Raw genomic sequence first — 21,866 nt, 5'->3', positions numbered from 1 at the left:
TTTTTATTCATTCTAAACAATTATTAAAGGCAAAAAAAAACGCCTAGAAATCTAAGCGTTTTTTATTAATCTTCTACAGGATTTCCAGTATCATCTAAAAACCTATATTCTAAGTACGTGTATGCGTCACGCGGTATAATTTTAACCCATTTTTTATGTTCAAAAAACCATTTTGAACGTATTGATGGAAAACCTTTTGTAAGGTAAGCAGCAATAAACGGGTGCACGTGCAAACGCACCTTTTTATACTTCTTAATAATTCTTTCCAACTCAGAAGTTATTTTATCTATAATAACAATAGGAGCTTCAATTTCTCCTTTTTCATTATTTGGATCTTCTTCTCGAGTTTTAATATTCACCTCTGGTCGAACACGCTGTCGCGTTATCTGCACGAGACCAAATTTACTTGGAGGTAAGATTTTATGTTTCGCTTTATCGTCACTCATTTCTTCTTTTAAGAAATCAAACAATACTTTTCGATTGTCTGGATTTTGCATATCAATAAAATCGACTACAATAATCCCCCCCATATCTCTCAAACGCAATTGTCGCGCAACTTCTGCTGCTGCTATAAGATTGACTTCAAGAGCGGTATCTTCTTGAGAGGTTGCTTTATTTGAACGATTTCCACTATTTACATCAATAACGTGCATAGCTTCTGTATGTTCAATAATCAGATAAGCCCCTTTACTCATGGAAACTGTTTTACCAAAAGAAGTTTTAATTTGACGTTCGATCCCATATTTTTCAAAAAGAGGAATTTCTTTTGAATTATAGAGTTTAACGATTGATTCTTTTCCTGGAGCTATTTCTTGTAAATACTCCTTAGTTTCCTGCAACAACTGTTCATCATCTGTTAATATTGAGGTAAAAGTATCATTAAATACATCTCTTAAAATAGAGGAAGCTCTATTTAATTCACCTAATACTCTAGAAGGATGGTGAGCCGTTGGGATTCGTTTACACATTGCAGACCATTTGTCTAGCAAATTTTGTAAATCTTTGTCAATTTCGGCTACTTTTTTGCCCTCGGCTACTGTACGAACAATAACCCCAAAGCCTTTTGGCTTGATGGATAGAACCAAACGTTTTAATCGTTCTTTTTCTTCTTTTGAGTGTATTTTTTGCGAAACAGATACTCTTTCGGAAAAAGGCACTAAAACAATATACCTACCTGCTAAGGATAACTCAGAACTAATTCGTGGTCCTTTGGTAGATATTGGTTCTTTTACAACTTGAACTAAAATTGATTGATTAGCATTTAACACATCTGTTATAATACCATTTTTATCTATTTCAGGTTCAAACTGAAACGTTTTTAGGAAAAAATCGTTGAATTTACCTGTGCATACTTGTTTAATAAATTTCAATTGAGAAGATAAATTAGGCCCTAAATCGTGATAATGTAGAAAAGCATCTTTATCAAAACCTAAATTAACAAACGCAGCATTTAGACCTGCCACTGGTTTTCTAATTTTTGCAATATAGATATCCCCTACCTGAAATGCACCTGAACTATCTTCATCTTTATGTAATTCTATTAGTTTTCCATCTTTTAATAAGGCAAAATCTACAGCACTTTCACTTGATCTAATAATTAGTTCTTTATTCACGGCGTAAATTTTTATCCCAACTTTTTGGCAATATATAATAGGAAAATCACCTATTATCTACCGCTAATTGTAAGGATGGATTAAACATTTCTTTTACAGGCAATGAACCCGCAGGATTTAAGATTTTTAAAATTCATGTATTCTTTTTAAGATGTTCCTAAATTTAAAAATCATAAATCTCATTTTCAATGAACGTTTAAAAAGAAAAAAGTAGTTTAAGAACTACTTTTTCTTTTTATGACGATTAGCTCTCGCTCTTTTTTTACGTTTGTGAGTCGCTACCTTATGTCTTTTTCTTTTCTTACCACTTGGCATAACTTTGTTGGTTTTATGTTAATAATTATTTCGATTCTTCTAATATTTCTACGTTAACTTTTTCTTTCACTCCTTCAACAAATACTTTTGCAGGTTTAAAAGCGGGTATATTATGAGCTGGAATTTTAATAGTTGTATTTTTTGAAATATTTCTACCTGTTTTTTCAGCTCTTGTTTTAATAATAAAACTTCCAAAACCTCTCAAATAAACATTATCACCTGTTTCTAACGAATTTTTAACTTCGTCCATAAAAGACTCTACTGTAGCCTGAACATCTCCTTTTTCTAAGCCTAATTTATCAGCAATTTTAGCTACGATATCTGCTTTTGTCATTTTATATAATAATTAAGTTTATTGCATTTTTTTGAGTGTGCAAATATAGGAATAAAAAAAAGAATAATTCAAGTATAATTGATTAAAATTTAATCACATAAAGAATTATTTTTGCGCACCAATTTAAGAGCATGAATTTTAGTGATACAATTATAGCTTGGTATCAATACCACAAGAGAGATCTTCCTTGGCGCAGAACAACAGACCCTTATTTGATTTGGTTATCTGAAATAATATTACAACAAACCCGTGTAATCCAAGGACTTCCCTACTACCAAGCCTTTATAAAACAGTACCCAAAAATCCAGGATTTAGCAAAAGCAGAAGAGCAGGAAGTACTTAAATTATGGCAAGGATTAGGTTATTATTCTAGGGCTCGAAATCTTCATACTACAGCTAAATTTTTAACGGAACATAAAAAGGGAATTTTCCCAAATAATTATAAGGATCTTCAAAAATTAAAAGGAATTGGAGAATATACAGCTGCCGCTATTGCTTCTTTTTCATTTAATGAATGTGTTCCTGTAATAGATGGCAATGTATATCGGGTTATAGCTCGTTATTTTGGATTAGATCTTGATATTAGTTTACCTAAAACTAAACAAGCGTTTTTTAATTTAGCTTCAGAGGTCATTAACCCCAATAAACCTGCTGAATTTAATCAAGCTATTATGGAGTTTGGTGCTTTACAATGTACGCCTCAAAATCCAAATTGTGCTATTTGTCCCTTGCAAAGTAGTTGCTACGCATTGGGTACGAATAATGTTGCTAATCTTCCTATTAAAACAAAGAAAAACAAAACAACTGATCGACATTTTCATTACTTATTGGTAATTGACAAGAATCAAAAGGCTTTATACCAACAAAGAATTAAAAAGGATATATGGCTAAATCTATATGAATTACCTTTAATTGAAGTTTCTAAAAAGGAAAAGACGAGTATTATACAAGACAAAATATTAGAGCAATATTCTAATATTAAAACAATTACTCTTTTAAAACATGAACAGATAAATCACAAGCTGTCTCATCAAAATTTAAATATTAATTTTTGGAAAATAGAACTCGATCAGGAGCATGAAATAGGCTTAATATATAATGAATTAAAAAAGCTACCTACTCCTATTGTTATTCATAATTTTTTAGAAAGAACTCTATATTGAAATTTTAACTATATTTGATACTATTAAATATAAGCCATTATGAACGGAACGTTAAATAAAGTAATGCTCATTGGGCATTTAGGAGATGAACTAAAAATGCACTATTTTGATGGGGGAAACTGTATTGGTAGATTTCCTTTAGCTACAAACGATATATATATTAATAAAACTACTGGAGAAAAAATAACTTCTACAGAGTGGCATAATGTTGTCGTTCGGAATAAAGCTGCAGAAATTTGCGAAAAGTACTTAACAAAAGGTGATAAAATATACGTTGAAGGACGCATCAAATCAAGACAATGGCAAGCGGAAGATGGCTCCACAAAATATACTACTGAAATTCAAGTAACTGAATTTACTTTTTTAAATACGAAGAAGGATTCTGAATCATTTAAAAACCCATCAGAAACACCAAAAAGCACTAATTTTGGCCCTCCAACAGAAAACGATTTACCATTTTAAAACAAAATCAGTGTAAAATAATCGTTTGACTTTAGCAAACAATAACGAAAAACAAATCAAAAGACCAAATCGGCTAAACACACCTCATTATCCCTGAAAACAAACTTTAAATACATGAATAAAAGCATAAAAAGTTTTTTACTAATACTAATCAGTTACTCAAGCATAATCAGTTGTAAAGATGACACTATGCCTAAACCCAAAGCTTATTTAAGTCTAGAATACCCTAATCCTCAATATACTGATTTTAAAAAAGCTTGTGGATATGATTTTAAGTACAATTCACTTAGTAATATAAAGGATCAAGGGCAATGTAATTTTCATATTAACTACCCTAAATTAAGAGCCACAGTCTACCTTAATTATCGTCCCGTACAAAACAACATAGAATCTCTTTTACGAGATGCTCAAAAGTTAACTTATGAGCATGTTGTAAAAGCAGACAATATTACAGAACAACCTTACATTGACTCAGAACATAAAAAATTTGGAATGTTTTATGAAGTAGGAGGAAATGCCGCTTCTCAATCTCAATTTTATGTAACGGATAGCACAAAACATTTTTTAATGGGATCTATCTATTTCTATGCAAAACCTAATTTTGATTCTGTTTTACCAGCTGCTCATTACATCAAAAATGATCTTAAAATATTAATGGAAAGTCTAAAATGGAAGTAAACTAAATCAGACCTTTTTTCAACAAACTAAACTTTAAAGCTAAACTTTTTTATAATAATCTATTTTACCCAAATTACATATTATAAATTTATTCTATAAACACGAATAACTTTGAATCTAAAAAACACTCCTTTTTTGTCCTCAATGTAGCAAAATTACATCTGCGGAAAATTTTTCTTGCATTCTGACTTCTTCATCCTTTAGATCTTCATTTCATAGCCCAACGAATAATCTTATACCATTTAAACTTAAAATATACTGGATTAAAAAATAAAGTTCTCGATACGTTTTTTTTCATTTTAAAAACAACTCGAACGGATGGTTGAGTATATAATTGAAATCATCGTTAGTTCGAGCGTGAAGCGCATCGAGAACCAACGATGATTTTTATTGCTTTTGTAAAATAGTGCCTAAATCAAGATACGGTTTGTCACTCTGATGTAAGCAGGAGACTCATAATCAGCATTATGCAATTTCTCCCTTTGGTCGAAATAAAAGATTACGAACTTTTTGAACAGTCTCAAGGTTAAAAAAAATAGTATTATAAGGAAATTTCAAAATTTAAATGGTATTAATTTAAACGCTTAGCTTTATTTTTTTGATATATATCAAAAGATTTCATTTTTTTTAGTCAAACCTTTGTAACGTAAATCAAATGAAAAAAATGAAACATCAGAAAAAAATCATTTCTGCGTTGCTTTTAGTAATTCCTCTCATGCTTAGTGCTCAAACAGCTCCAAGTCTTGAGACTTTAATTAACGAAGCTTTAAAAAGAGACGCATCAATAAAAAATCAACTTTTAGAATCCAAAACAATCACTTTAAACCAGCAAAAGCTTAAAGATTTATTCTTACCTAAAGTTGATATATCGGGAAAAGCTGGATATCTTGACATAACTAGCATATCACATTCTAAAGCAATTGAAATTGCACCTATAAACCCTATCTTTCCAGGAATAACAGTTCCTGAAGGAGCACTAGACAACAACTTTAATTTATCAGGAATTGAAGGAGCTGCAAAAATTGATGCAAAAGTTCTCGTTTATTCAGGTGGAAAAATAAAACATCTCAAACAAGCTCTTGAGGAAAAAAACAAAGCAACATTGGTTCTTAATGAAAAAAATAAAGATGAGATCGTTACTCAAATCATACAATCTTATGACCAATTTGCTTTACTAATAGAATCAAAAAAAGTTTTGAATGAAGGTTTAAAAAGATTAGCAGCTAATAAAAAGCTAGCAGAAAAAGCATTGGGCTATGGCCTTATAACTAGATATGATTATCAAAAAATAGATTTAGCAGAAGCAACACTCAACTCAAAAATAGTCGAATACGAAGGAAAAAAAGAATTATTGACAACACAATTACATATTTTAACTGGAATAGAAACTGAAAAAATTGCTTTAATAGAACCCTCTCTACAAAAAATAAATCATACAATTTCAGATAATAGCATTAATAATCGAGCTGAACTAAAAGCTTTAGATCACGGAATGAAAGCTTTAGATTATAAAATAAAAGCTGATAAAACTTGGTGGATTCCAAAAGTTCAAGCTGGAACATCTTTATCTTACCTAGGATTTTATAACGGTCATTTATCTTCATCAAAAAATTTGATTCCTAATATCCCTAACAGCAAGTTAAATTCAGACTTAACCAACAAACATCTTTTTCCTATATTTCGAATTGATTTAGGTTTTAAATGGGAAATTTTTGATGGTAATGAAAGTAGTCATGAAATAGAAAAAACTAAAATAGAGAAAGAAATTTTAGAGAATAAAAAATCAGATGCTGAGCGAAAATTATCATTAAATCTGGCTAATAACCAAACTCTTTACAACATAGCTAACGCACAAATAAATCTGAAGGCAAAGGCAAAAGAGATTGCTCAAAATGCTTTTGATCAAGCAGAAAAGGAGTTTAAATATGGATTAATAAAATCAAATCAATTAATTGAAGCTGAAAATGATCTACAAATGGCTGAACTAGAATATCAGACATCTATTTTTAATCAAAGAAGGGCTGCAATTGAACTGATGAAATCCACTCAAAGCTTAGACATTCAAAAACTTTAAATTCAAACTTATTATAATGAAAAACGATATTATAAAAACATTAGCTGTAATTAATCTTTTTACACTAGCAGCTTGTAACAATCAAATAAAAGAAAAAGAGGTAGAGGGAAAAACTAAAAAAGAAACGGTATCCTTTGCTCCTAAGGTTACGGGAAGAATCTTAAAAATATATGTTGAGGAAGGACAAATGATTCATGCAGGCGATACGCTAGCTCTCTTAGATGTCCCTGAAGTTTCTGCAAAAATTGCACAAGCAAAAGGAGCTACAGCGGCAGCGGTTGCGCAAGCTCAAATGGCTAAAAATGGCGCAACATCTGACCAACTAATTCAATTAAGATCTAAACAAAAAGGTCTTTCTGAACAATTTGAATATGCTAAAAAATCATATAATAGAGCACGAAATATGTTTAATGATAGTGTAATGGCTCAACAACAATACGATGAAGTATTTGCAAAATACCAAGGAGCCAAAGCGCAATTAGACGCTGTGAATGCCGAATTACATGATGTTGAAATTGGCACAAGAATTGAAAAAATTAATATGGCTGAAGGACAAGCGTCTCAAGCAAAGGGAGCTTTACAAGAAGCTAACGTGGTCTATTCTGAACGTTATATTATAGCCACTAATGATATGGAAATAGAAACTATTTCTCTTAATGTAGGAGAACTAGCAACTGCTGGATACCCTTTATTTAATGGTTATATTCCGAACTCTACTTTTTTCCGTTTTACCATACCAGAGAGTAAAATTTCTCAATATAAAAAAGGGATGAAAATAAACATAGCATCTACCTATAGTAACCAAGAATTTACAGGGAATATAGTAGCAATAAAGCAATTAGCTAAATATGCTGATATTACTACTGCTTATCCAGATTATGAACCAGGGGAAGCTGTATATGAAATAAAAGTTATACCTACAGATAGAGTAAAACTGAACAACTTATTGGTCAACTCAAGAGTTATTTTAAAATAATCTTAACATAAAAAACATGACACAGTTAAGATATTTATTAAAAAGAGAGTTTCGATTGTTTGTAACGAACCGAACAATACTTTCTGTATTTTTTATTGGCCCCATTATTTACGCATTATTATTAGGTTTTACCTATCAAAAAGGAAAAATTACAGATATTCCTATAATAGTGATCAATCAGGATCAATCTCCTATGTCAAACCAAGTAATTGAAATGCTTGAAGACAACAAGACTGTTAAGGTTTTGAATTATGTAAATGAGCCTTTTAATTTAAAGGAGGAAATAATAAAAACACAAGCAAGTGCAGCTATCATTATACCTAAACGATTTGAGGCTAATATTCTTCAAAAAAAATACCCTGAAATAAATGTGTATTTTAACAATTCTAATGTTCTAACGTCTAATTTTGCTTCAAAAGCCATTCAGTTAACATTAGGAACATTCTCTGCTGGTGCAGAAATCAAGTCATTTCAAAAAAAAGGAATGAATTTTAACCAAGCTAAGGAAAATATAGAGTCTTTTAAAACTAATTATATCTCATTATTTAATACCACAGGAAATTACCTTCTTTTTATGTGGCCTGCTATAATGGCTGTTGTATTACAACAAGTAATTCTTTTAGCCATGGCAGTTACTTTTTCGGAAGAATTTAAAAGAGAATCCTTTATAAGAGATTTTACTGGGAAACATAAATATCCTATTTTGATAATGTTTATTAAGTGCTTACCTGTTTGGTTATTTTCATATTTAAATATTTTTGTTTTTTATTTATGTGCTTTATATTTTAGAATACCTATTCCTGATAGCTTTATAAATTTCTTTTTACTAACAAGCGCATTTATAATTGCTACAACTAATTTAGGTGTTTTTTTCAGTATCTTAATACCAGATGCTCTTAAGGCAACTCAAGTTTTAATGGTAATTGCATCTCCTGCTTTCATCATTAGTGGTTTTACTTGGCCTAGTAATGCTATGCCTGTATTTATAGAAAATTTTAGCAAAATAATTCCTTTAACTCCTTACCTAGAAGCAATGAAAATTATGGTGATAGAAAAAGGACCTAATTATTTAACTTTAAAATTTTTCTGGCATTTATTTATTTTGGGTTTAGTATTTTTTCTTTTGGGGTGGGTTGTTTTAAGAATAAAAATCAAAAAAGTTTTCAAAGACCTCAACATTTCGTAAGATTTTCTCCTCTTAACACAAATTCTATCAAAATTAAACCCAAATTACGCATTAGAGAATTTTAAAAAAACTTTATTGATTCCCTAATACTTTATTTTTTTAAAAACTAGAATTGATAAAAATTAAAACATTTTATTTCAATGAGTTATAAAAATTAATTTTTCTAATGCGTAATCTGAGTTAAACAGTAAAGGCGTTTCAAAGTATCGGAACGTCTTTTTTTTATATTTTTGTAAAAACGCTGTAAATATGGATTTGATTGAAGAGCTAAAGAAACATATAAAATTTGACAATGAGATTGAACGTATTTTAAGAGAGGAATGCAAGACTAAAACCTTTAAAAAAGGAGATATATTGAGTCAGCACAATCAATTCAATCATACCGTTTTTTTTGTTAACGAAGGCTTAATAAGAATGTTCTATTTTGAAAACGGCAAAGACATTACTACAAACTTTTATGCGGAAGGAAAAATAACAGCCAATATTGATACTCTTTTTGAAAATAAACCTACTCGTTATAATATAGAGGCTTTAGAGAATTCCGTTATCACGACTTGCAATTATGAAAAATTAGAAGAATTATGTATGAACTCTCTAACAGCTGCTAATTTTAGTCGATATATTTTAGGTAAATTTATGCTTCAAATGTCCAAAAGAATTTCTTCTTTACAATATATGAGTGCTAAAGAAAAATACATACAACTTTTAGACGAGAATAAAGATATTATTCAGAGGGTTCCTCTAGGTATGATTGCTTCTTTTTTAGGCATATCACAAGAAACTTTAAGTCGAATAAGAAGCAACATTTAATTTATTCAAGCTTCTGAATTATTTATTTCCTAGCTTAAAATTAAATCATTTTGTTTTTCTTCTAGCCTTAAAGTTTCCGTGAATTTTTTTTACACATTATCACTTGCGTACCATTCTGCAAAAGAGCTTTCCGTTTCTTGTAATCGCAACGAATGTAACTTTATTTGATCAGGTAAATGTTTTGAAATTTTAGCAGCAAAATCAATCACCATATTTTCACTGGTGGGCTGATAATCCACCAATATAACATGATGTCCTCTTTGTTTTAATTCATTTGCTAACTCTATATGTGGTGTAGTCGCATTAAAAACTGTGGCATGATCAAAAAGATCTACAATTTCTTCTTTTACAATTTTCTTTAAATCCGAAAAATCAATAACCATTCCATATTTTACGTTTCCTTTATCTGTTATAGGGCTTCCTATAACGGTTACTGAAAGTTTATAACTATGGCCATGTACATTTTTACACTTACCGTCATACCCGTAAAGAGCATGTCCTGTTTCAAAATTAAACTGTTTAGTAATTCTAATTTTACTCATAATAAAAATAAAAAACAAAGGTATAAAAAAAGCGTTCGCTATACGAACGCTTTGATTTTTTTATTGTTCTATTAAGACTATGCTTCAAAAGGAACTACAGAAACATAAGACTTGTTGTCTTTCTTTTTCTGGAATGCTACAACACCGTCAACTTTAGCGTGTAAAGTATGATCTTTACCCATATAAACGTTTTCACCAGCATTGTGTTTTGAACCTCTTTGTCTTACAATGATGTTACCTGCAATAGCAGCTTGACCACCAAAAATCTTAACGCCTAAACGTTTCGATTCTGATTCTCTACCATTCTTAGAACTACCGACACCTTTCTTGTGAGCCATGATGTAATGGTTTTAAAAGTTAATATTATTCGTTAGTATCTTCTTTTTTAGCTTTAGTAGCTCTTTTTTTAGGAGCTGCTGCCTCTTCAGTAGCTACTTCTGCTTTAGGAGCTGCTTCTTTTTTAGGAGTTGCTTTTTTTGCACCACTAGCAGATATACCTTCTACTAAAATTTGAGTAAGATACTGTCTGTGACCATTTCTTTTTTTGTAACCTTTTCTTCTTTTCTTTTTGAAAACGATTACTTTGTCACCTTTTAAGTGTTGTAATACTTTTGCCTCTACTGAAGCTCCTTCTATAGCTGGGGCGCCTAGAGTTACGTTTCCGTTATCATCTAATAAAAGAACTTTGTCAAAAGTAACTTTTGAACCTTCTTCATTAGCTAGACGGTGTACGAATACTTTTTGGTCTTTGCTTACTTTAAATTGTTGCCCTGCTATCTCTACGATTGCGTACATAACAATAATGTTTATTAATTTTTCAAGGTTGCAAATATACAATTTCTTTCGAAATCAACAACTTATCATTTAAAAAATTATTAATATCTACAAAAAATATTAATCCCTTTTATCACAATGATTTAAAATGTATTTTTGGTATCAATTACAAACTATTCTATAGTATTACCTTATTTAAAACGTCCTTATGCGCACACCTGATATATCACCTCTAGGAGGATCGCTTCAGAACACTCCATTAAAATTTACAGTCTATACTTTAGAAAACGGATTAGAGGTTGTTTTATATCCTGACCACAATATACCTGTAGCAGTAACCTCTATCATGTATCATGTAGGCTCAAAAGATGATCCAGAAAACAGGAGAGGATTTGCTCATTTCTTTGAGCACCTTCTTTTTGAGGGCACTCAAAACATACCAAGAGGAGAATGGTTTAAGCTAGTTTCAACTAATGGAGGCACTAATAATGCTAACACTAGTGATGATAGAACTTATTATTACGAAGTTTTTCCTTCACATCAGCTAGAACTTGCAATATGGATGGAAGCTGAACGTTTGAGACACGCTATAATTAACCAAATAGGTATTGACACACAAAAAGAAGTAGTAAAAGAAGAAAAAAAAATGCGCTATGACAATCGTCCTTATGGTCATTTATTAGCTGAAGTTAAAAAACATCTTTTCCCTTCACATCCTTATAGAAATACCACCATTGGAGAAGTCGAAGATATTGATGCTTCCACTCTAATCGAATTTAAAAATTTTTACAAAAAATTTTACATCCCTAATAATGCTGTTCTAGTAATAGCAGGTAATTTTGAAATCGAGCAAACAAAAAATTGGATTCAAAAATATTTTGGATCTATTTCCTCTGGTTCTAAAATTGAACGAAAAAAAATATTAGAACTTCCCATTAGCGATACAATTATTGCAGAATATGAAGATCCTAACATACAAATACCTATGTTAGTTCTTGCCTATCGCACACCTTCTATGAAAGACAAAGATTCAAGAATATTAGACTTTATTTCTAGTTATTTCAGCGATGGACAAAGTTCTAAACTTTATAAAAAATTAGTCGATGAAAAAAAAATGGCTCTTCAAGTTGGTGCTTTTAATATTTCCTTAGAAGATTATGGTTTATACATTATTTATGCACTTCCTATGACTGGAATTGATTTAAATGATTTAAAGAAAGAAATTGATGAAGAAATTCTACAATTACAAAAAGCCCCTATTTCTAATCATGACTTTTTAAAATTAAAAAATAAATATCAGAATCATTTGATTGATAACAAAACGAGTTTAGAAACTATTGCACATGATTTAGCTACTTTCCATCTATTGTACAAGGATATTCATTTAATTAACACCGAATTTGATTTACTAAATAGCATTAATCAAAATGAAATTCAATTAGTTAGTCAATTTTATCTAAATCCTCATCAACGTTTAGAATTAGTATACAAGCCTAAAAATATATTATGAATTTAAATCTAAATACTCCCCCTACTACAGGTAAACTTCCTGAATTATATTTTCAAGAACCTAACCGTTTTGAACTTTCTAATGGTCTAAAAGTATTAGTCGTTAAAAATCATAAACTCCCTCGTGTTTCAATACATTTACAGATTGACAGACCTCTTTTTATTGAAGGAAACAAAAAAGGAGTGGATGCACTTACCTCCTCTTTATTAGGAAAAGGATCTACTAAAATATCAAAAGAAGATTTTTATGAAGAAACAGACTTATTAGGGCTGGAATTTTATTTACATTCTACTGGAGGTAAAGCCATTGGTTTATCAAAATATGCTGGTCGAATGATAGAACTCTTTGCACAAGGTGTTTTATTTCCTAATTTCACGCAAGATGAATTAGAAAAAGAACGTTTGAAAATGATAGAGGCATTAAGATCAAACGAAAAAAATGTTCAAAACATACTAAATAGAATTGAGAACGCACTAATCTTTGGATCTTCTCATCCAAAAGGTGAATTTATTACAGAAAACACATTAAAAAACATAACACTTAATGACATACAAAACAATTACAGTAACTATTTTACTCCTCAAAATGCCTATTTAGTGATTATAGGTGATATACAATTTGAACTTGTAAAAGAAAAGGTTATATCTGAATTTTCTACATGGTCTAAAAACAATTTCCCTATACACAACATACCCTCTCCCCCAACAATTGACAGAACAGAAATTAATTGGGTTGATCTACCAAATGCTGTTCAAACCGAAATTAGCATAGTAAATACGGTTCATTTGCCCATGAATAGTGCTGATTATTTTCCTACCTTAATGGCTAATCAAATTTTAGGAGGTGGTGCTGACGGTCGTTTGTTTTTAAATTTAAGAGAAGATAAAGGATGGACTTATGGAGCCTATTCCTCTATATCAGGAAGTAAAACTGTTACAAAATTCAAAATTTCAACACAAGTTCGTAATGAAATTGTAATTAATGCTATTGATGAAATAGTAAAAGAAATTCAAAAATTACGCAATGAATTAGTTAATGAAATGGAGTTAGCATTGGTTAAATCTAAATATATTGGTCATTTCATTATGCAATCTCAAAAGCCAGAATCTGTGGCTCGTTACGCTCTTAATCGCGAAATTCAAAATCTTTCTAATGATTTTTATCAAAATTATATCCAGCAAATTGATGCTGTACAACCAGAAGATATTATGCGAGTAGCTCAAAAATATTTCCAAGCGGATCATTGCTTGATTATCATTGTAGGCAATGGAAATCATATAGAAAAACAACTTCTTCAAAGTAAATATAGTGTAAAAAAATTCGACATTGACTGCAACTTTCTAAATCCTTAATATGACCGTTAGAGTTTGTCTTCTTTTATAATCAAAAAACATCTAAAAATATATTGTAAAGTAAAATTATGTGATAGAAATTTATTCTAATAAAACGCACCCTTTTATCTAAATACAACACATTGTATATAGGAAAAAAATTTCGTACATTCTCAGTTTAATACCTAATAGGATTCAAATATGGCTTTTCTTTTATTAATTCTTTAAGATGACCATTTTCATTTTATCACAGAAAAAGTAACTTTGTCTGATTGAAAAAACAAAATCATGATTCTTACTGATACACACACTCATTTATATTCATCTCAATTTTCTGAAGACCGCTCTGAAAGCATTCAAAGAGCCATAAACCTTGGTATTAATCGTTTTTTTATTCCTGCCATTGATTCTAGCTATTTACAAAGAATGTATGATCTAGAAAAAGAATACCCTAAAAATGTTTTTCTAATGATAGGATTACATCCTTGCTATGTAAAACCCGAAAGTTACGAACAAGAATTAGCCTTAATAGAAGAAGAATTAAGCAAAAGAAAATTTTACGCAATAGGCGAAATTGGAATTGATTTATACTGGGATAAATCAACTTTAGAAATTCAAAAAAAAGCCTTTAGACATCAAATTCGATTAGCAAAAAAACACAAACTTCCTATTAACATTCATTGTCGTGATGCGTTTGATGAAGTATTTGAAATATTAGATTTAGAAAAAGGAGAAGGCCTTTCAGGGATTTTCCATTGTTTTACAGGAACTTACGAACAGGCATTAAAAACGATCGGTTATGGTTTAAAATTGGGTATTGGAGGAGTAGCTACCTTTAAAAATGGGCAAATTGATCAGTTTTTAAATCAAATTGATCTTCAACATATAGTATTAGAAACCGATGCACCTTATCTGGCTCCTACACCTTATAGAGGAAAAAGAAATGAAAGTGCTTATATTTCATTAATTGCTCAAAAATTAAGTTCAATTTACAATTGCACTCTTGAAGAAATAGCCTCTATAACAACTCAAAACTCCAAGGAAGTATTTGGTATTTAACATTTTAATAAATAACGAAATATAAAACTGATAATCTATCAGTATTTTAAAATTTCTTTATAGTAAATTGTTTATTTTTTTGTTCATTTGTATTTGAAAATTGTATTTGCAATGCCAAAATTTGATGCAATAAGACCGTATTATGATGCTGAAGTAAATCAAGCATTACGAAATGCGGCAAATCACCCTATAATCAAAGAAATCATGAATTTTGCTTTTCCAAATATCACAGATAGTGTTTGGAAAGAACAATTATTGCGCACACATTCTATTCGTGATTTTCAATGTAACTTTTTATACCAAGCCATTCAAAAAGTAATCGAAAAAAGCTCCGATGGTTTAAGTACTTCTGGATTTGAAAAGTTAGAACCTAACACTTCTTATCTTTTCATGTCTAACCATCGTGATATCATACTTGATACTTCTTTACTTAATATTTCCTTGTTTGATCATGGTCTTGTTATGACAGCCTCAGCAATAGGAGATAATTTAGTTAAAAAAGACTTTTTACGTTCTTTATCTCGATTAAATCGTAATTTTATTGTCCAGAGAGGTTTATCTCCTAGAGAACTTTTACAAAGCTCACAGTTATTATCTGAATATATAGAACAATTACTATTACGCGAAAATAGATCTGTTTGGATAGCTCAACGAGAAGGAAGAACTAAAGATGGGCATGACGCGACCCATAGTGGTGTTTTAAAAATGCTGGCAATGGCAGCTGGCGAACGAAACATTTTAGATTATTTCAAACAGATTAAGATCGTTCCTGTTTCTATTTCTTACGAATATGATCCTACTGATGCGCTAAAGATGCCACAACTAATGGCAGAAGCTAATAACGAAATATATCAAAAAAGTTCTAATGAAGATTTTAATAATATCCTAAGAGGAATCATAGGGCAAAAAAAACGCATTCATATTCACATAGGTGAAATACTGGATTCTGAATTAGATCGTATTCAATTTGAAAATTCAAACAGTAATAAACAAATTCAAGAAGTAGTCAAAGCTATAGATGACTCTATTCTCCAATCCTATCATTTATGGCCTACAAATTATATTGCTTATGATTTACTTTTTAAATCAAAACAATTTGAATCTAAATATACCCAGCAGGAAAAATCTCTTTTCGAAAGAAGATTAGAAATGCGAATTGATAGCAAAAATCAAAAAATAATGGAAAGCTTTTTGGCTATGTATGCTAATCCTGTTGTTAACAAATTAAAGTATGGGTATAATATCTAAATCTAACATATTACTAATCTACACTGGAGGCACTATTGGTATGGTAAAAGATACCGAAACGGGTGCTTTAAAAGCCTTTAACTTCAATAAATTACTAAAAAATATACCTGAGTTAAAATTATTAGATTGTAATATAGCTACTATTTCTTTTGAAGAGCCAATAGATTCTTCAAATATGAATGTAGAAGGATGGGTAAAAATAGCTCAAATAATAGAAACCCATTATAATCAGTATGAGGGTTTTGTAGTTTTACATGGCTCAGATACTATGTCCTATTCTGCATCTGCTTTAAGTTTTATGCTAGAAAACTTAGAGAAACCTGTAATTTTTACAGGCTCACAATTACCTATAGGTGATTTAAGAACCGATGCAAAGGAAAATTTAATAACCGCCATTCAAATTGCCTCTTTACAAGAAAAAGGAAGACCTGTTATATCTGAGGTTTGCTTGTATTTTGAATACAAACTCTACAGAGGCAATCGTACTACAAAAATAAGCGCAGAACACTTTAATGCCTTTATTTCACCAAACTTTCCTTTTTTGGCTGAATCTGGAGTTCACTTAAAAGTTAATGAAGAATACCTTCTAAAAAAAAACACAAGCAACAAACTACACGTTAACACTCAATTTGATACTCATGTTGCCATCGTAAAGATGTTTCCTGGTATATCAGAATCCGTTATTAATGCTATTTTGTCAATCCCTCACCTCAAAGGTATTGTATTAGAAACCTACGGTTCAGGCAATGCTCCTACTTTGGATTGGTTTATTAACTTATTGGATCAAGCTATACAAAAAGGAATTCATATTGTTAATGTAACCCAATGTTCGGGTGGTAGTGTTAGTATGGGACATTATGAAGTAAGTTCACAATTAAAACAAATAGGCGTAATTTCTGGAAAAGATATAACTACAGAAGCTGCCATAACAAAATTAATGTTTTTATTAGGTCAAAATATTGGATTTTCCATTTTTAAGACTATCTTTGAGACCTCTATTCGAGGTGAAATGGAATAGTAAAACTAGAGAGGTGTCCGAGTGGTTGAAGGAGCAAGCCTGGAAAGTTTGTATGCGGGTAACTGCATCGAGGGTTCGAATCCCTTTCTCTCTACTAAACATGCAAAAATCCCTTATTTTACTAGGCTTTAGAAGAGAAAACAATAAAGCCTTGTGTCAAATTTGAGTCAACAGTTTTACGGTGTTAAAAAATTATTTTTAGTGCTGTAAAAAAAAATGGAAAAATTTGAAAACTCAATAAATCAAGTAAAGGTTACGGCTTTTATAGACTACAAACCTGCCGAACTAAAAGCAAACAAAGAATGGATTATTGTTTATTACTCTAAAAATCCCACTAATAAGAAACTTGAACGTCAAAGAGTAAGAGTACCTATTTTAAAAAACAAAAACGAACGCTTACGTCATGCTAAAAAAATAGTACTCGAAATAAATAAAAAACTAGTCAATGGATGGTCTCCCTATTTAGAAGAAACAGGAAAGAATTATAAAAGTTTTGGGCAAGCTATTCTTGAATTTTTAAAGGGAATTGACAAACAAGTTGCAGACTCGGTTTTAAGACCCGATACAAAAAACTATTTCTCTCTGCTAATTAATTTTCAATATTTTAATTGGTTTACTAAAATTGTATTACCATTTGTAGCAAATCCCTAAAACAAAGTATTTTTAAATTAATCTTTGTACCACTTACCAGGAAAAACTTTAAAAGTATTAAATAATCCAAAAACCAAAAAAGACTTAATACAAGGGATTGTTTTACTAACGCAAAAGTTTTAGGCATCTTCGCAAACTATAAACGCTATAATAAGGTAAGAAGAAAACTTATAATTTAATTATTAAAGGAAAATATTCCTCATTCCCATCTTTTAAATATTATATTTAACTAAAACAACAAACAAATTCTATAGATTTTGAGTATTAAAAAAATTCTATCATGATCTAGATTTTAAGAATTTATAGCCCTTTTTATTTTCATACATTCTATTTCTGTATACATTCAATAAAAACGAACAAGGTTACCCTTTTATAGGGTAACCTTGTTGTATTATTCTAAATTTTTATTTAGAATAAGAAAAAAAAACAATTAACTATAATCTAAATAAATCAATTATTCTCCTAAGTAAAATCTTACCTATTAAAGTGTTTTCATTTTAAATTGGCAAACACCTCATTTTGGAGTAAAATCAGTACAAAAATATTATATACAGATTTTAAAAAAATTAACTATTTAAAATTCTTTATATTAGTTTATAACACTATTTCCTTTACCAGTAATCGTAAAATTAACATACGGTGCCGCTTTTCCTCCAATAGTTCCTCTAATTCTAATATTGTCTTGTATTTTTTCTATAGAAGGTCTCGTACTATTATAATTTAACTCTGATTCTGTTATTTCTTTAAAATTAACTAAAACATTATTCGTTCTAGCTGCTTCAACAGGCGCATAGGTACCGAAACTTATTGTTTTATTGTCAAATAAATATGAAATTTGGTTATATGTACCTTTTGAAGTACCATACTGATTAACAGCTAATAAATATCCATATTTTCCTGCTGGAATAGAGGTAGGTGGTAAGTTTGAAAAAGTACTACCAGACCAAGGAGTATAATTTTTTAATACGATTTCTCTATCTGTGTTATTAAATATAATAATCTTAGCACAACTATTATAACCATATTCCGTTTTTAAGTCTTCAACTCTTTTTTGAGCTTCATCAAGCGTTTTTGCTGTATATATAGTTTCTTCACACTCTGAATAGTTTGATATTCCACTAACGTTAATAGTAGCATCAAGGTTTGATTCAATATTAACAGCTGTATATTCTATTGGGTACCCTGGATTTTCTTTAGAAACATCTGCTCCATTCACCACAAAATCTCTTACTTTTTCAAAATTTCCTGCAAATGCTCCAAATGCTGCATCTAATCCACCAGAAGCATTACCTCCTAACTGTTTTGCATATACTTTTGTATTTTGTAATGTAGTAGAATATTTTAATTTTTGATCAACTGTTATAGATGCAGCTGGATTTTTATAAGCAAAATTTAAAGCTTGCTCCATATCAAAAGAACTTTCGTCAGATTCATAAACTAAAGTATATAATCTACCATACGTTACAGACGAGATATAGGCAGCTGGATTTTTCTGTCCTATATATTTATCAAATTCAGATCTCGGATAATCTTTTTTTATCCAACCAAAATCTCCTTGAAGTCCTGGTTTTGCAGATACTGATACGTTAAAGAATTTTTGTTTAAGCGTAACGGCATAATAAGTCTTGTTCTTTTTAAAGCTTAGCCCCAAACTAGCTGACAAACCTACAGAAGGTCCTGTATAACCAACACCTAAAGCTACTTGTAATTGTTTACTGTCATACGTTCTTTGAATTTCAACAGCATAATTAGCAGGAAACTTAGTTCCTGATGTATAATATGAGTTTAATATTTTTTCTAAAGCATCTTGTACTTTACCTGCTGTTGGATTTTCTACCTCTTTACTTGATGATTTTGATTCATTAGATGAAAAAGCATCTACCTTTACCTCAATAGTATTTCTTCCTTTTGGATCAATAGGAATAGATGCCAAGTTTCCTGAAACAATAGTTCCTCCTTGCACAATATTTCCTGGCCACAATAAATGAGTCCCTGCTCCTAATTTTGAAAAATTATCAAATGTTTTATCATAAGTTTCCTCAATCGTTTTACAGCTTGCAGATCCTACTTGATCTGGTGGTGACGAAAGAACTCTTCTACTAATCTGTAATTCTGATTTAGGACCATCATTAATGCTTTCTTGTTTAATATTTTTTCCATCCTTATCTGATTCATTAGCTGCAACATCTTCTTTATTACAACTTAAAACCGACAATTGCATTAATGCGAGCAATGTCCACTTGGCATTTAGTTTTAAAAAATTCATATATTTATTTATTTGTAATTATTCTACCTTATTTTTGTAACGTTTTATTTTTACACAAAGATAACATTTTTTGATATAAAACATGTTTTTATAACACAATTAAGCTTTTTTTAACACTTGTTTTCTTTTGATAATAACAAATAGTTTAAAAAATATAAAATGTTATTTATAAATAAAAAACATAATAAAAACTATTAGTTATAAATAAAACCCTTTCGTTATATAATTGCAATATTACAACTCGTAATTACATTATTTAAACATATACGATATAAAAAACAAATTATTAAATAATTAAAAACAATCATTTAAAGAGTTGAAAATTTAAAAAACACTTATCGTGTATTTATAAAAAACACAATGTTTAAAAAATTTAAACACAAAAGGCACTAAAAAACAAATAGTTAACAACTATTCTTTAAACTACATTTTCTTCTTTTATAGTCAAAAACACACCTAAAAGAACACAAAAACAAACACATATAATGTTATTATATTTATATATTACTGTAGATAACTTTTAATTTTATTAAAAGTGTTTAAACAAAAAAGGGATAATAGAATTTATAGAATATAACTATAATACAGGAGACTGTCCAAAAGGTTCGCAGACCAAAGGGAGAGAAATCACATAATGCTGATTATGAGACTCCTCCTTACTGGAGTGACAAACTACATGTTGATTTATTACTTTTTGAACAGCCTACTTTTTAATATAACTCTTACTTAAATTATAATTTGTAGCACTATTTTATCTAAAGTCTATACAATCGATATACAGTCATTTTAAATTTATAAAGAATAAAGGCAACTAATTTTTTTTTAAATTTTCCTTACTTTATAACATTTGGTCAATAGTAAAACCAAAAAAATATTCTTTTATATGATAAGTCATAAAGAATAACATACTAAAAGAATCTTGTTAAGTATTTTCAGAATTTACATTAATCTAAAATATCAGGACAAAATATTATCATCAAAATTATATCGTATTTTTTTAAAGCTATGAATCATTAATTCTAAAAACAACTTATCAACTAATTCTGAAGAGTCAAAAACAGTCTATATATAACAACTAGAATCAATCAAAAAAGTTCAAATCATTTTCAAATGCAGTACCTATTACAACCATATCAGCACCCGCTTGATACACTTCTTCAACTGCTTCTTTTGATCGAATTCCTCCTCCAACAATGATTGGTATTCTAAGATTTTTTGAGATTTTACGAATCATTTCTAATGGTACTTTTTCTAACGCTCCACTTCCCGCTTCTAAATACATAAGCTTATTACCTAGATATTCACCTGCTTTGGCTGTTTTATAAGCTAAATTAATATCGTTTCTCTCTATAGGTTTTGTTTTACTTACTCGTTCAACAGCTGTTTCTTTCCCTCCATTTATTAAGATGTAACCTGTAGGAATAATTTCTAATCTTGAATTTTCGAGCAAATCTATGGCATTAACATGATGTTCTATTAAATACTCGGGATTACGTCCTGAAAGCAAACTTAAAAACAATACACCATCTGCTTCATGTGAAATTTGCGAAGGGTGTCCTGGAAAAATCAATATAGGTAAGTTACATTCTTTTTTTAATCCTATGATTAATTCATCTATAATCCAATTTTTAACAATACTTCCTCCTATAAAAATATGAGTAGCTGGAGATTCATTAATTTTTCTTACTAGTCTATTAATATTATATAGTTCTATTTTATCTGGATCTATTAAAATAGCTAATAACCTGTGTTTTCTCTTTTTTGCATTAAAAATAGACTCATAAACCGTAATTGACATCATTAATTAATTTAACTCTGTAAATTTAATCTTTTTTATTAAAACGAATATTACTATT

20 protein-coding genes and 1 tRNA gene are annotated in these 21,866 nt (G+C 29.7%); 14 read left to right on the top strand and 7 right to left on the bottom strand.

Features of this window, described 5'->3' with window-relative positions; translation table 11 throughout:
• Positions 1 to 65 precede the first annotated feature (65 nt).
• Entirely contained in the window at positions 66 to 1,613 is a 1,548-nt protein-coding gene (locus AWN65_RS01525; RefSeq protein ID WP_060381554.1) for an Rne/Rng family ribonuclease, read from the bottom strand.
• A gap of 340 nt (positions 1,614 to 1,953) precedes the next feature.
• Positions 1,954 to 2,262: an HU family DNA-binding protein gene (locus tag AWN65_RS01520; RefSeq protein WP_060381553.1), complete on the bottom strand. Its 309-nt coding sequence runs from the start codon at positions 2,260 to 2,262 to the stop codon at positions 1,954 to 1,956.
• Between the two features lie 131 nt (positions 2,263 to 2,393).
• On the opposite strand from AWN65_RS01520, the gene mutY reads away from it, so the two are divergent.
• The 7 genes from mutY to AWN65_RS01485 all read left to right on the top strand — a co-directional run bounded on the left by mutY (position 2,394) and on the right by AWN65_RS01485 (position 9,611).
• Positions 2,394 to 3,425 carry an A/G-specific adenine glycosylase gene (gene mutY, locus AWN65_RS01515; RefSeq protein ID WP_060381552.1) on the top strand — a complete coding sequence of 344 codons (1,032 nt, stop codon included), beginning with the start codon at positions 2,394 to 2,396 and terminating at the stop codon, positions 3,423 to 3,425.
• Between the two features lie 39 nt (positions 3,426 to 3,464).
• On the top strand, positions 3,465 to 3,887 hold the full coding sequence (locus AWN65_RS01510) for a single-stranded DNA-binding protein (protein WP_060381551.1): 423 nt from the start codon (positions 3,465 to 3,467) through the stop codon (positions 3,885 to 3,887).
• Positions 3,888 to 4,001: 114 nt separating this feature from the next.
• A complete protein-coding gene (gene gldD / locus AWN65_RS01505; protein ID WP_060381550.1) occupies positions 4,002 to 4,565 on the top strand; it encodes a gliding motility lipoprotein GldD in 564 nt (187 codons plus the stop codon).
• Positions 4,566 to 5,229: 664 nt separating this feature from the next.
• The gene (locus AWN65_RS01500) at positions 5,230 to 6,639 is read left to right on the top strand and encodes a TolC family protein (protein WP_060383793.1); all 1,410 of its coding nucleotides are present in this window, start codon (positions 5,230 to 5,232) and stop codon (positions 6,637 to 6,639) included.
• 16 nt (positions 6,640 to 6,655) lie between these two features.
• Positions 6,656 to 7,615, top strand: a complete 960-nt coding sequence (locus AWN65_RS01495; RefSeq protein WP_060381549.1) for an HlyD family secretion protein — start codon at positions 6,656 to 6,658, stop codon at positions 7,613 to 7,615.
• 16 nt (positions 7,616 to 7,631) lie between these two features.
• Positions 7,632 to 8,801: an ABC transporter permease gene (locus AWN65_RS01490; RefSeq protein WP_060381548.1), complete on the top strand. Its 1,170-nt coding sequence runs from the start codon at positions 7,632 to 7,634 to the stop codon at positions 8,799 to 8,801.
• Positions 8,802 to 9,050: 249 nt separating this feature from the next.
• On the top strand, positions 9,051 to 9,611 hold the full coding sequence (locus AWN65_RS01485) for a Crp/Fnr family transcriptional regulator (RefSeq protein ID WP_060381547.1): 561 nt from the start codon (positions 9,051 to 9,053) through the stop codon (positions 9,609 to 9,611).
• A gap of 89 nt (positions 9,612 to 9,700) precedes the next feature.
• On the opposite strand, the gene AWN65_RS01480 is transcribed toward AWN65_RS01485, so the two are convergent.
• From AWN65_RS01480 to rplU, 3 genes are all read right to left on the bottom strand, one after another.
• Positions 9,701 to 10,153: a 6-pyruvoyl trahydropterin synthase family protein gene (locus tag AWN65_RS01480; protein WP_060381546.1), complete on the bottom strand. Its 453-nt coding sequence runs from the start codon at positions 10,151 to 10,153 to the stop codon at positions 9,701 to 9,703.
• Between the two features lie 77 nt (positions 10,154 to 10,230).
• On the bottom strand, positions 10,231 to 10,491 hold the full coding sequence (gene rpmA, locus AWN65_RS01475) for a 50S ribosomal protein L27 (protein ID WP_060381545.1): 261 nt from the start codon (positions 10,489 to 10,491) through the stop codon (positions 10,231 to 10,233).
• 25 nt (positions 10,492 to 10,516) lie between these two features.
• Positions 10,517 to 10,948 (bottom strand): 50S ribosomal protein L21, encoded by a 432-nt coding sequence (gene rplU / locus AWN65_RS01470; RefSeq protein ID WP_060381544.1) that lies wholly within the window; start codon positions 10,946 to 10,948, stop codon positions 10,517 to 10,519.
• Between the two features lie 187 nt (positions 10,949 to 11,135).
• Between rplU and AWN65_RS01465 the strand changes: the two genes are divergently transcribed.
• The 7 genes from AWN65_RS01465 (at position 11,136) to AWN65_RS01435 (ending at position 17,744) form a co-directional block, all read left to right on the top strand.
• Complete coding sequence (locus AWN65_RS01465) at positions 11,136 to 12,437, top strand: M16 family metallopeptidase (RefSeq protein ID WP_060381543.1); 1,302 nt, start codon at positions 11,136 to 11,138, stop codon at positions 12,435 to 12,437.
• Entirely contained in the window at positions 12,434 to 13,789 is a 1,356-nt protein-coding gene (locus AWN65_RS01460; RefSeq protein WP_060381542.1) for a M16 family metallopeptidase, read from the top strand. Before AWN65_RS01465 ends, AWN65_RS01460 begins: the two co-directional genes overlap by 4 nt.
• 267 nt (positions 13,790 to 14,056) lie before the next feature.
• Positions 14,057 to 14,827, top strand: a complete 771-nt coding sequence (locus AWN65_RS01455) for a TatD family hydrolase (protein ID WP_060381541.1) — start codon at positions 14,057 to 14,059, stop codon at positions 14,825 to 14,827.
• Between the two features lie 111 nt (positions 14,828 to 14,938).
• Positions 14,939 to 16,075, top strand: a complete 1,137-nt coding sequence (locus AWN65_RS01450; protein WP_060381540.1) for a 1-acyl-sn-glycerol-3-phosphate acyltransferase — start codon at positions 14,939 to 14,941, stop codon at positions 16,073 to 16,075.
• On the top strand, positions 16,059 to 17,093 hold the full coding sequence (locus AWN65_RS01445; protein WP_205729625.1) for an asparaginase: 1,035 nt from the start codon (positions 16,059 to 16,061) through the stop codon (positions 17,091 to 17,093). The genes AWN65_RS01450 and AWN65_RS01445 overlap by 17 nt, the downstream gene beginning before the upstream one ends.
• Positions 17,094 to 17,100: 7 nt before the next feature.
• Positions 17,101 to 17,187 (top strand) — tRNA-Ser (locus AWN65_RS01440).
• A 122-nt stretch (positions 17,188 to 17,309) separates the two neighbouring features.
• A complete protein-coding gene (locus AWN65_RS01435) occupies positions 17,310 to 17,744 on the top strand; it encodes a hypothetical protein (RefSeq protein WP_060381539.1) in 435 nt (144 codons plus the stop codon).
• A 589-nt stretch (positions 17,745 to 18,333) separates the two neighbouring features.
• On the opposite strand, the gene AWN65_RS01430 is transcribed toward AWN65_RS01435, so the two are convergent.
• Complete coding sequence (locus tag AWN65_RS01430) at positions 18,334 to 20,010, bottom strand: thiol-activated cytolysin family protein (protein ID WP_081078370.1); 1,677 nt, start codon at positions 20,008 to 20,010, stop codon at positions 18,334 to 18,336.
• Between the two features lie 1,081 nt (positions 20,011 to 21,091).
• Positions 21,092 to 21,808, bottom strand: a complete 717-nt coding sequence (locus AWN65_RS01425; protein WP_060381537.1) for a phosphoglycerol geranylgeranyltransferase — start codon at positions 21,806 to 21,808, stop codon at positions 21,092 to 21,094.
• Between the last annotated feature and the right edge of the window lie 58 nt (positions 21,809 to 21,866).

Source organism: Flavobacterium covae, assembly GCF_001534645.1.
Classification (GTDB): Bacteria; Bacteroidota; Bacteroidia; order Flavobacteriales; family Flavobacteriaceae; genus Flavobacterium; species Flavobacterium covae.
Note: the sequence above shows the minus strand (reverse complement) of the source record. Positions and strands in the feature narration are given on the sequence as shown.

Bases quoted from the DNA above. Each gene is read 5' to 3' on its own strand.
- AWN65_RS01520 (WP_060381553.1), bottom strand. From the start codon at position 2,262: ATGACAAAAGCAGATATCGTAGCTAAAATTGCTGATAAATTAGGCTTA.
- mutY (WP_060381552.1), top strand. From the start codon at position 2,394: ATGAATTTTAGTGATACAATTATAGCTTGGTATCAATACCACAAGAGA.
- AWN65_RS01510 (WP_060381551.1), top strand. From the start codon at position 3,465: ATGAACGGAACGTTAAATAAAGTAATGCTCATTGGGCATTTAGGAGAT.
- gldD (WP_060381550.1), top strand. From the start codon at position 4,002: ATGAATAAAAGCATAAAAAGTTTTTTACTAATACTAATCAGTTACTCA.
- AWN65_RS01500 (WP_060383793.1), top strand. From the start codon at position 5,230: ATGAAACATCAGAAAAAAATCATTTCTGCGTTGCTTTTAGTAATTCCT.
- AWN65_RS01495 (WP_060381549.1), top strand. From the start codon at position 6,656: ATGAAAAACGATATTATAAAAACATTAGCTGTAATTAATCTTTTTACA.
- AWN65_RS01490 (WP_060381548.1), top strand. From the start codon at position 7,632: ATGACACAGTTAAGATATTTATTAAAAAGAGAGTTTCGATTGTTTGTA.
- AWN65_RS01485 (WP_060381547.1), top strand. From the start codon at position 9,051: ATGGATTTGATTGAAGAGCTAAAGAAACATATAAAATTTGACAATGAG.
- AWN65_RS01480 (WP_060381546.1), bottom strand. From the start codon at position 10,153: ATGAGTAAAATTAGAATTACTAAACAGTTTAATTTTGAAACAGGACAT.
- rpmA (WP_060381545.1), bottom strand. From the start codon at position 10,491: ATGGCTCACAAGAAAGGTGTCGGTAGTTCTAAGAATGGTAGAGAATCA.
- rplU (WP_060381544.1), bottom strand. From the start codon at position 10,948: ATGTACGCAATCGTAGAGATAGCAGGGCAACAATTTAAAGTAAGCAAA.
- AWN65_RS01465 (WP_060381543.1), top strand. From the start codon at position 11,136: ATGCGCACACCTGATATATCACCTCTAGGAGGATCGCTTCAGAACACT.
- AWN65_RS01460 (WP_060381542.1), top strand. From the start codon at position 12,434: ATGAATTTAAATCTAAATACTCCCCCTACTACAGGTAAACTTCCTGAA.
- AWN65_RS01455 (WP_060381541.1), top strand. From the start codon at position 14,057: ATGATTCTTACTGATACACACACTCATTTATATTCATCTCAATTTTCT.
- AWN65_RS01450 (WP_060381540.1), top strand. From the start codon at position 14,939: ATGCCAAAATTTGATGCAATAAGACCGTATTATGATGCTGAAGTAAAT.
- AWN65_RS01445 (WP_205729625.1), top strand. From the start codon at position 16,059: ATGGGTATAATATCTAAATCTAACATATTACTAATCTACACTGGAGGC.
- AWN65_RS01435 (WP_060381539.1), top strand. From the start codon at position 17,310: ATGGAAAAATTTGAAAACTCAATAAATCAAGTAAAGGTTACGGCTTTT.
- AWN65_RS01430 (WP_081078370.1), bottom strand. From the start codon at position 20,010: ATGAATTTTTTAAAACTAAATGCCAAGTGGACATTGCTCGCATTAATG.
- AWN65_RS01425 (WP_060381537.1), bottom strand. From the start codon at position 21,808: ATGTCAATTACGGTTTATGAGTCTATTTTTAATGCAAAAAAGAGAAAA.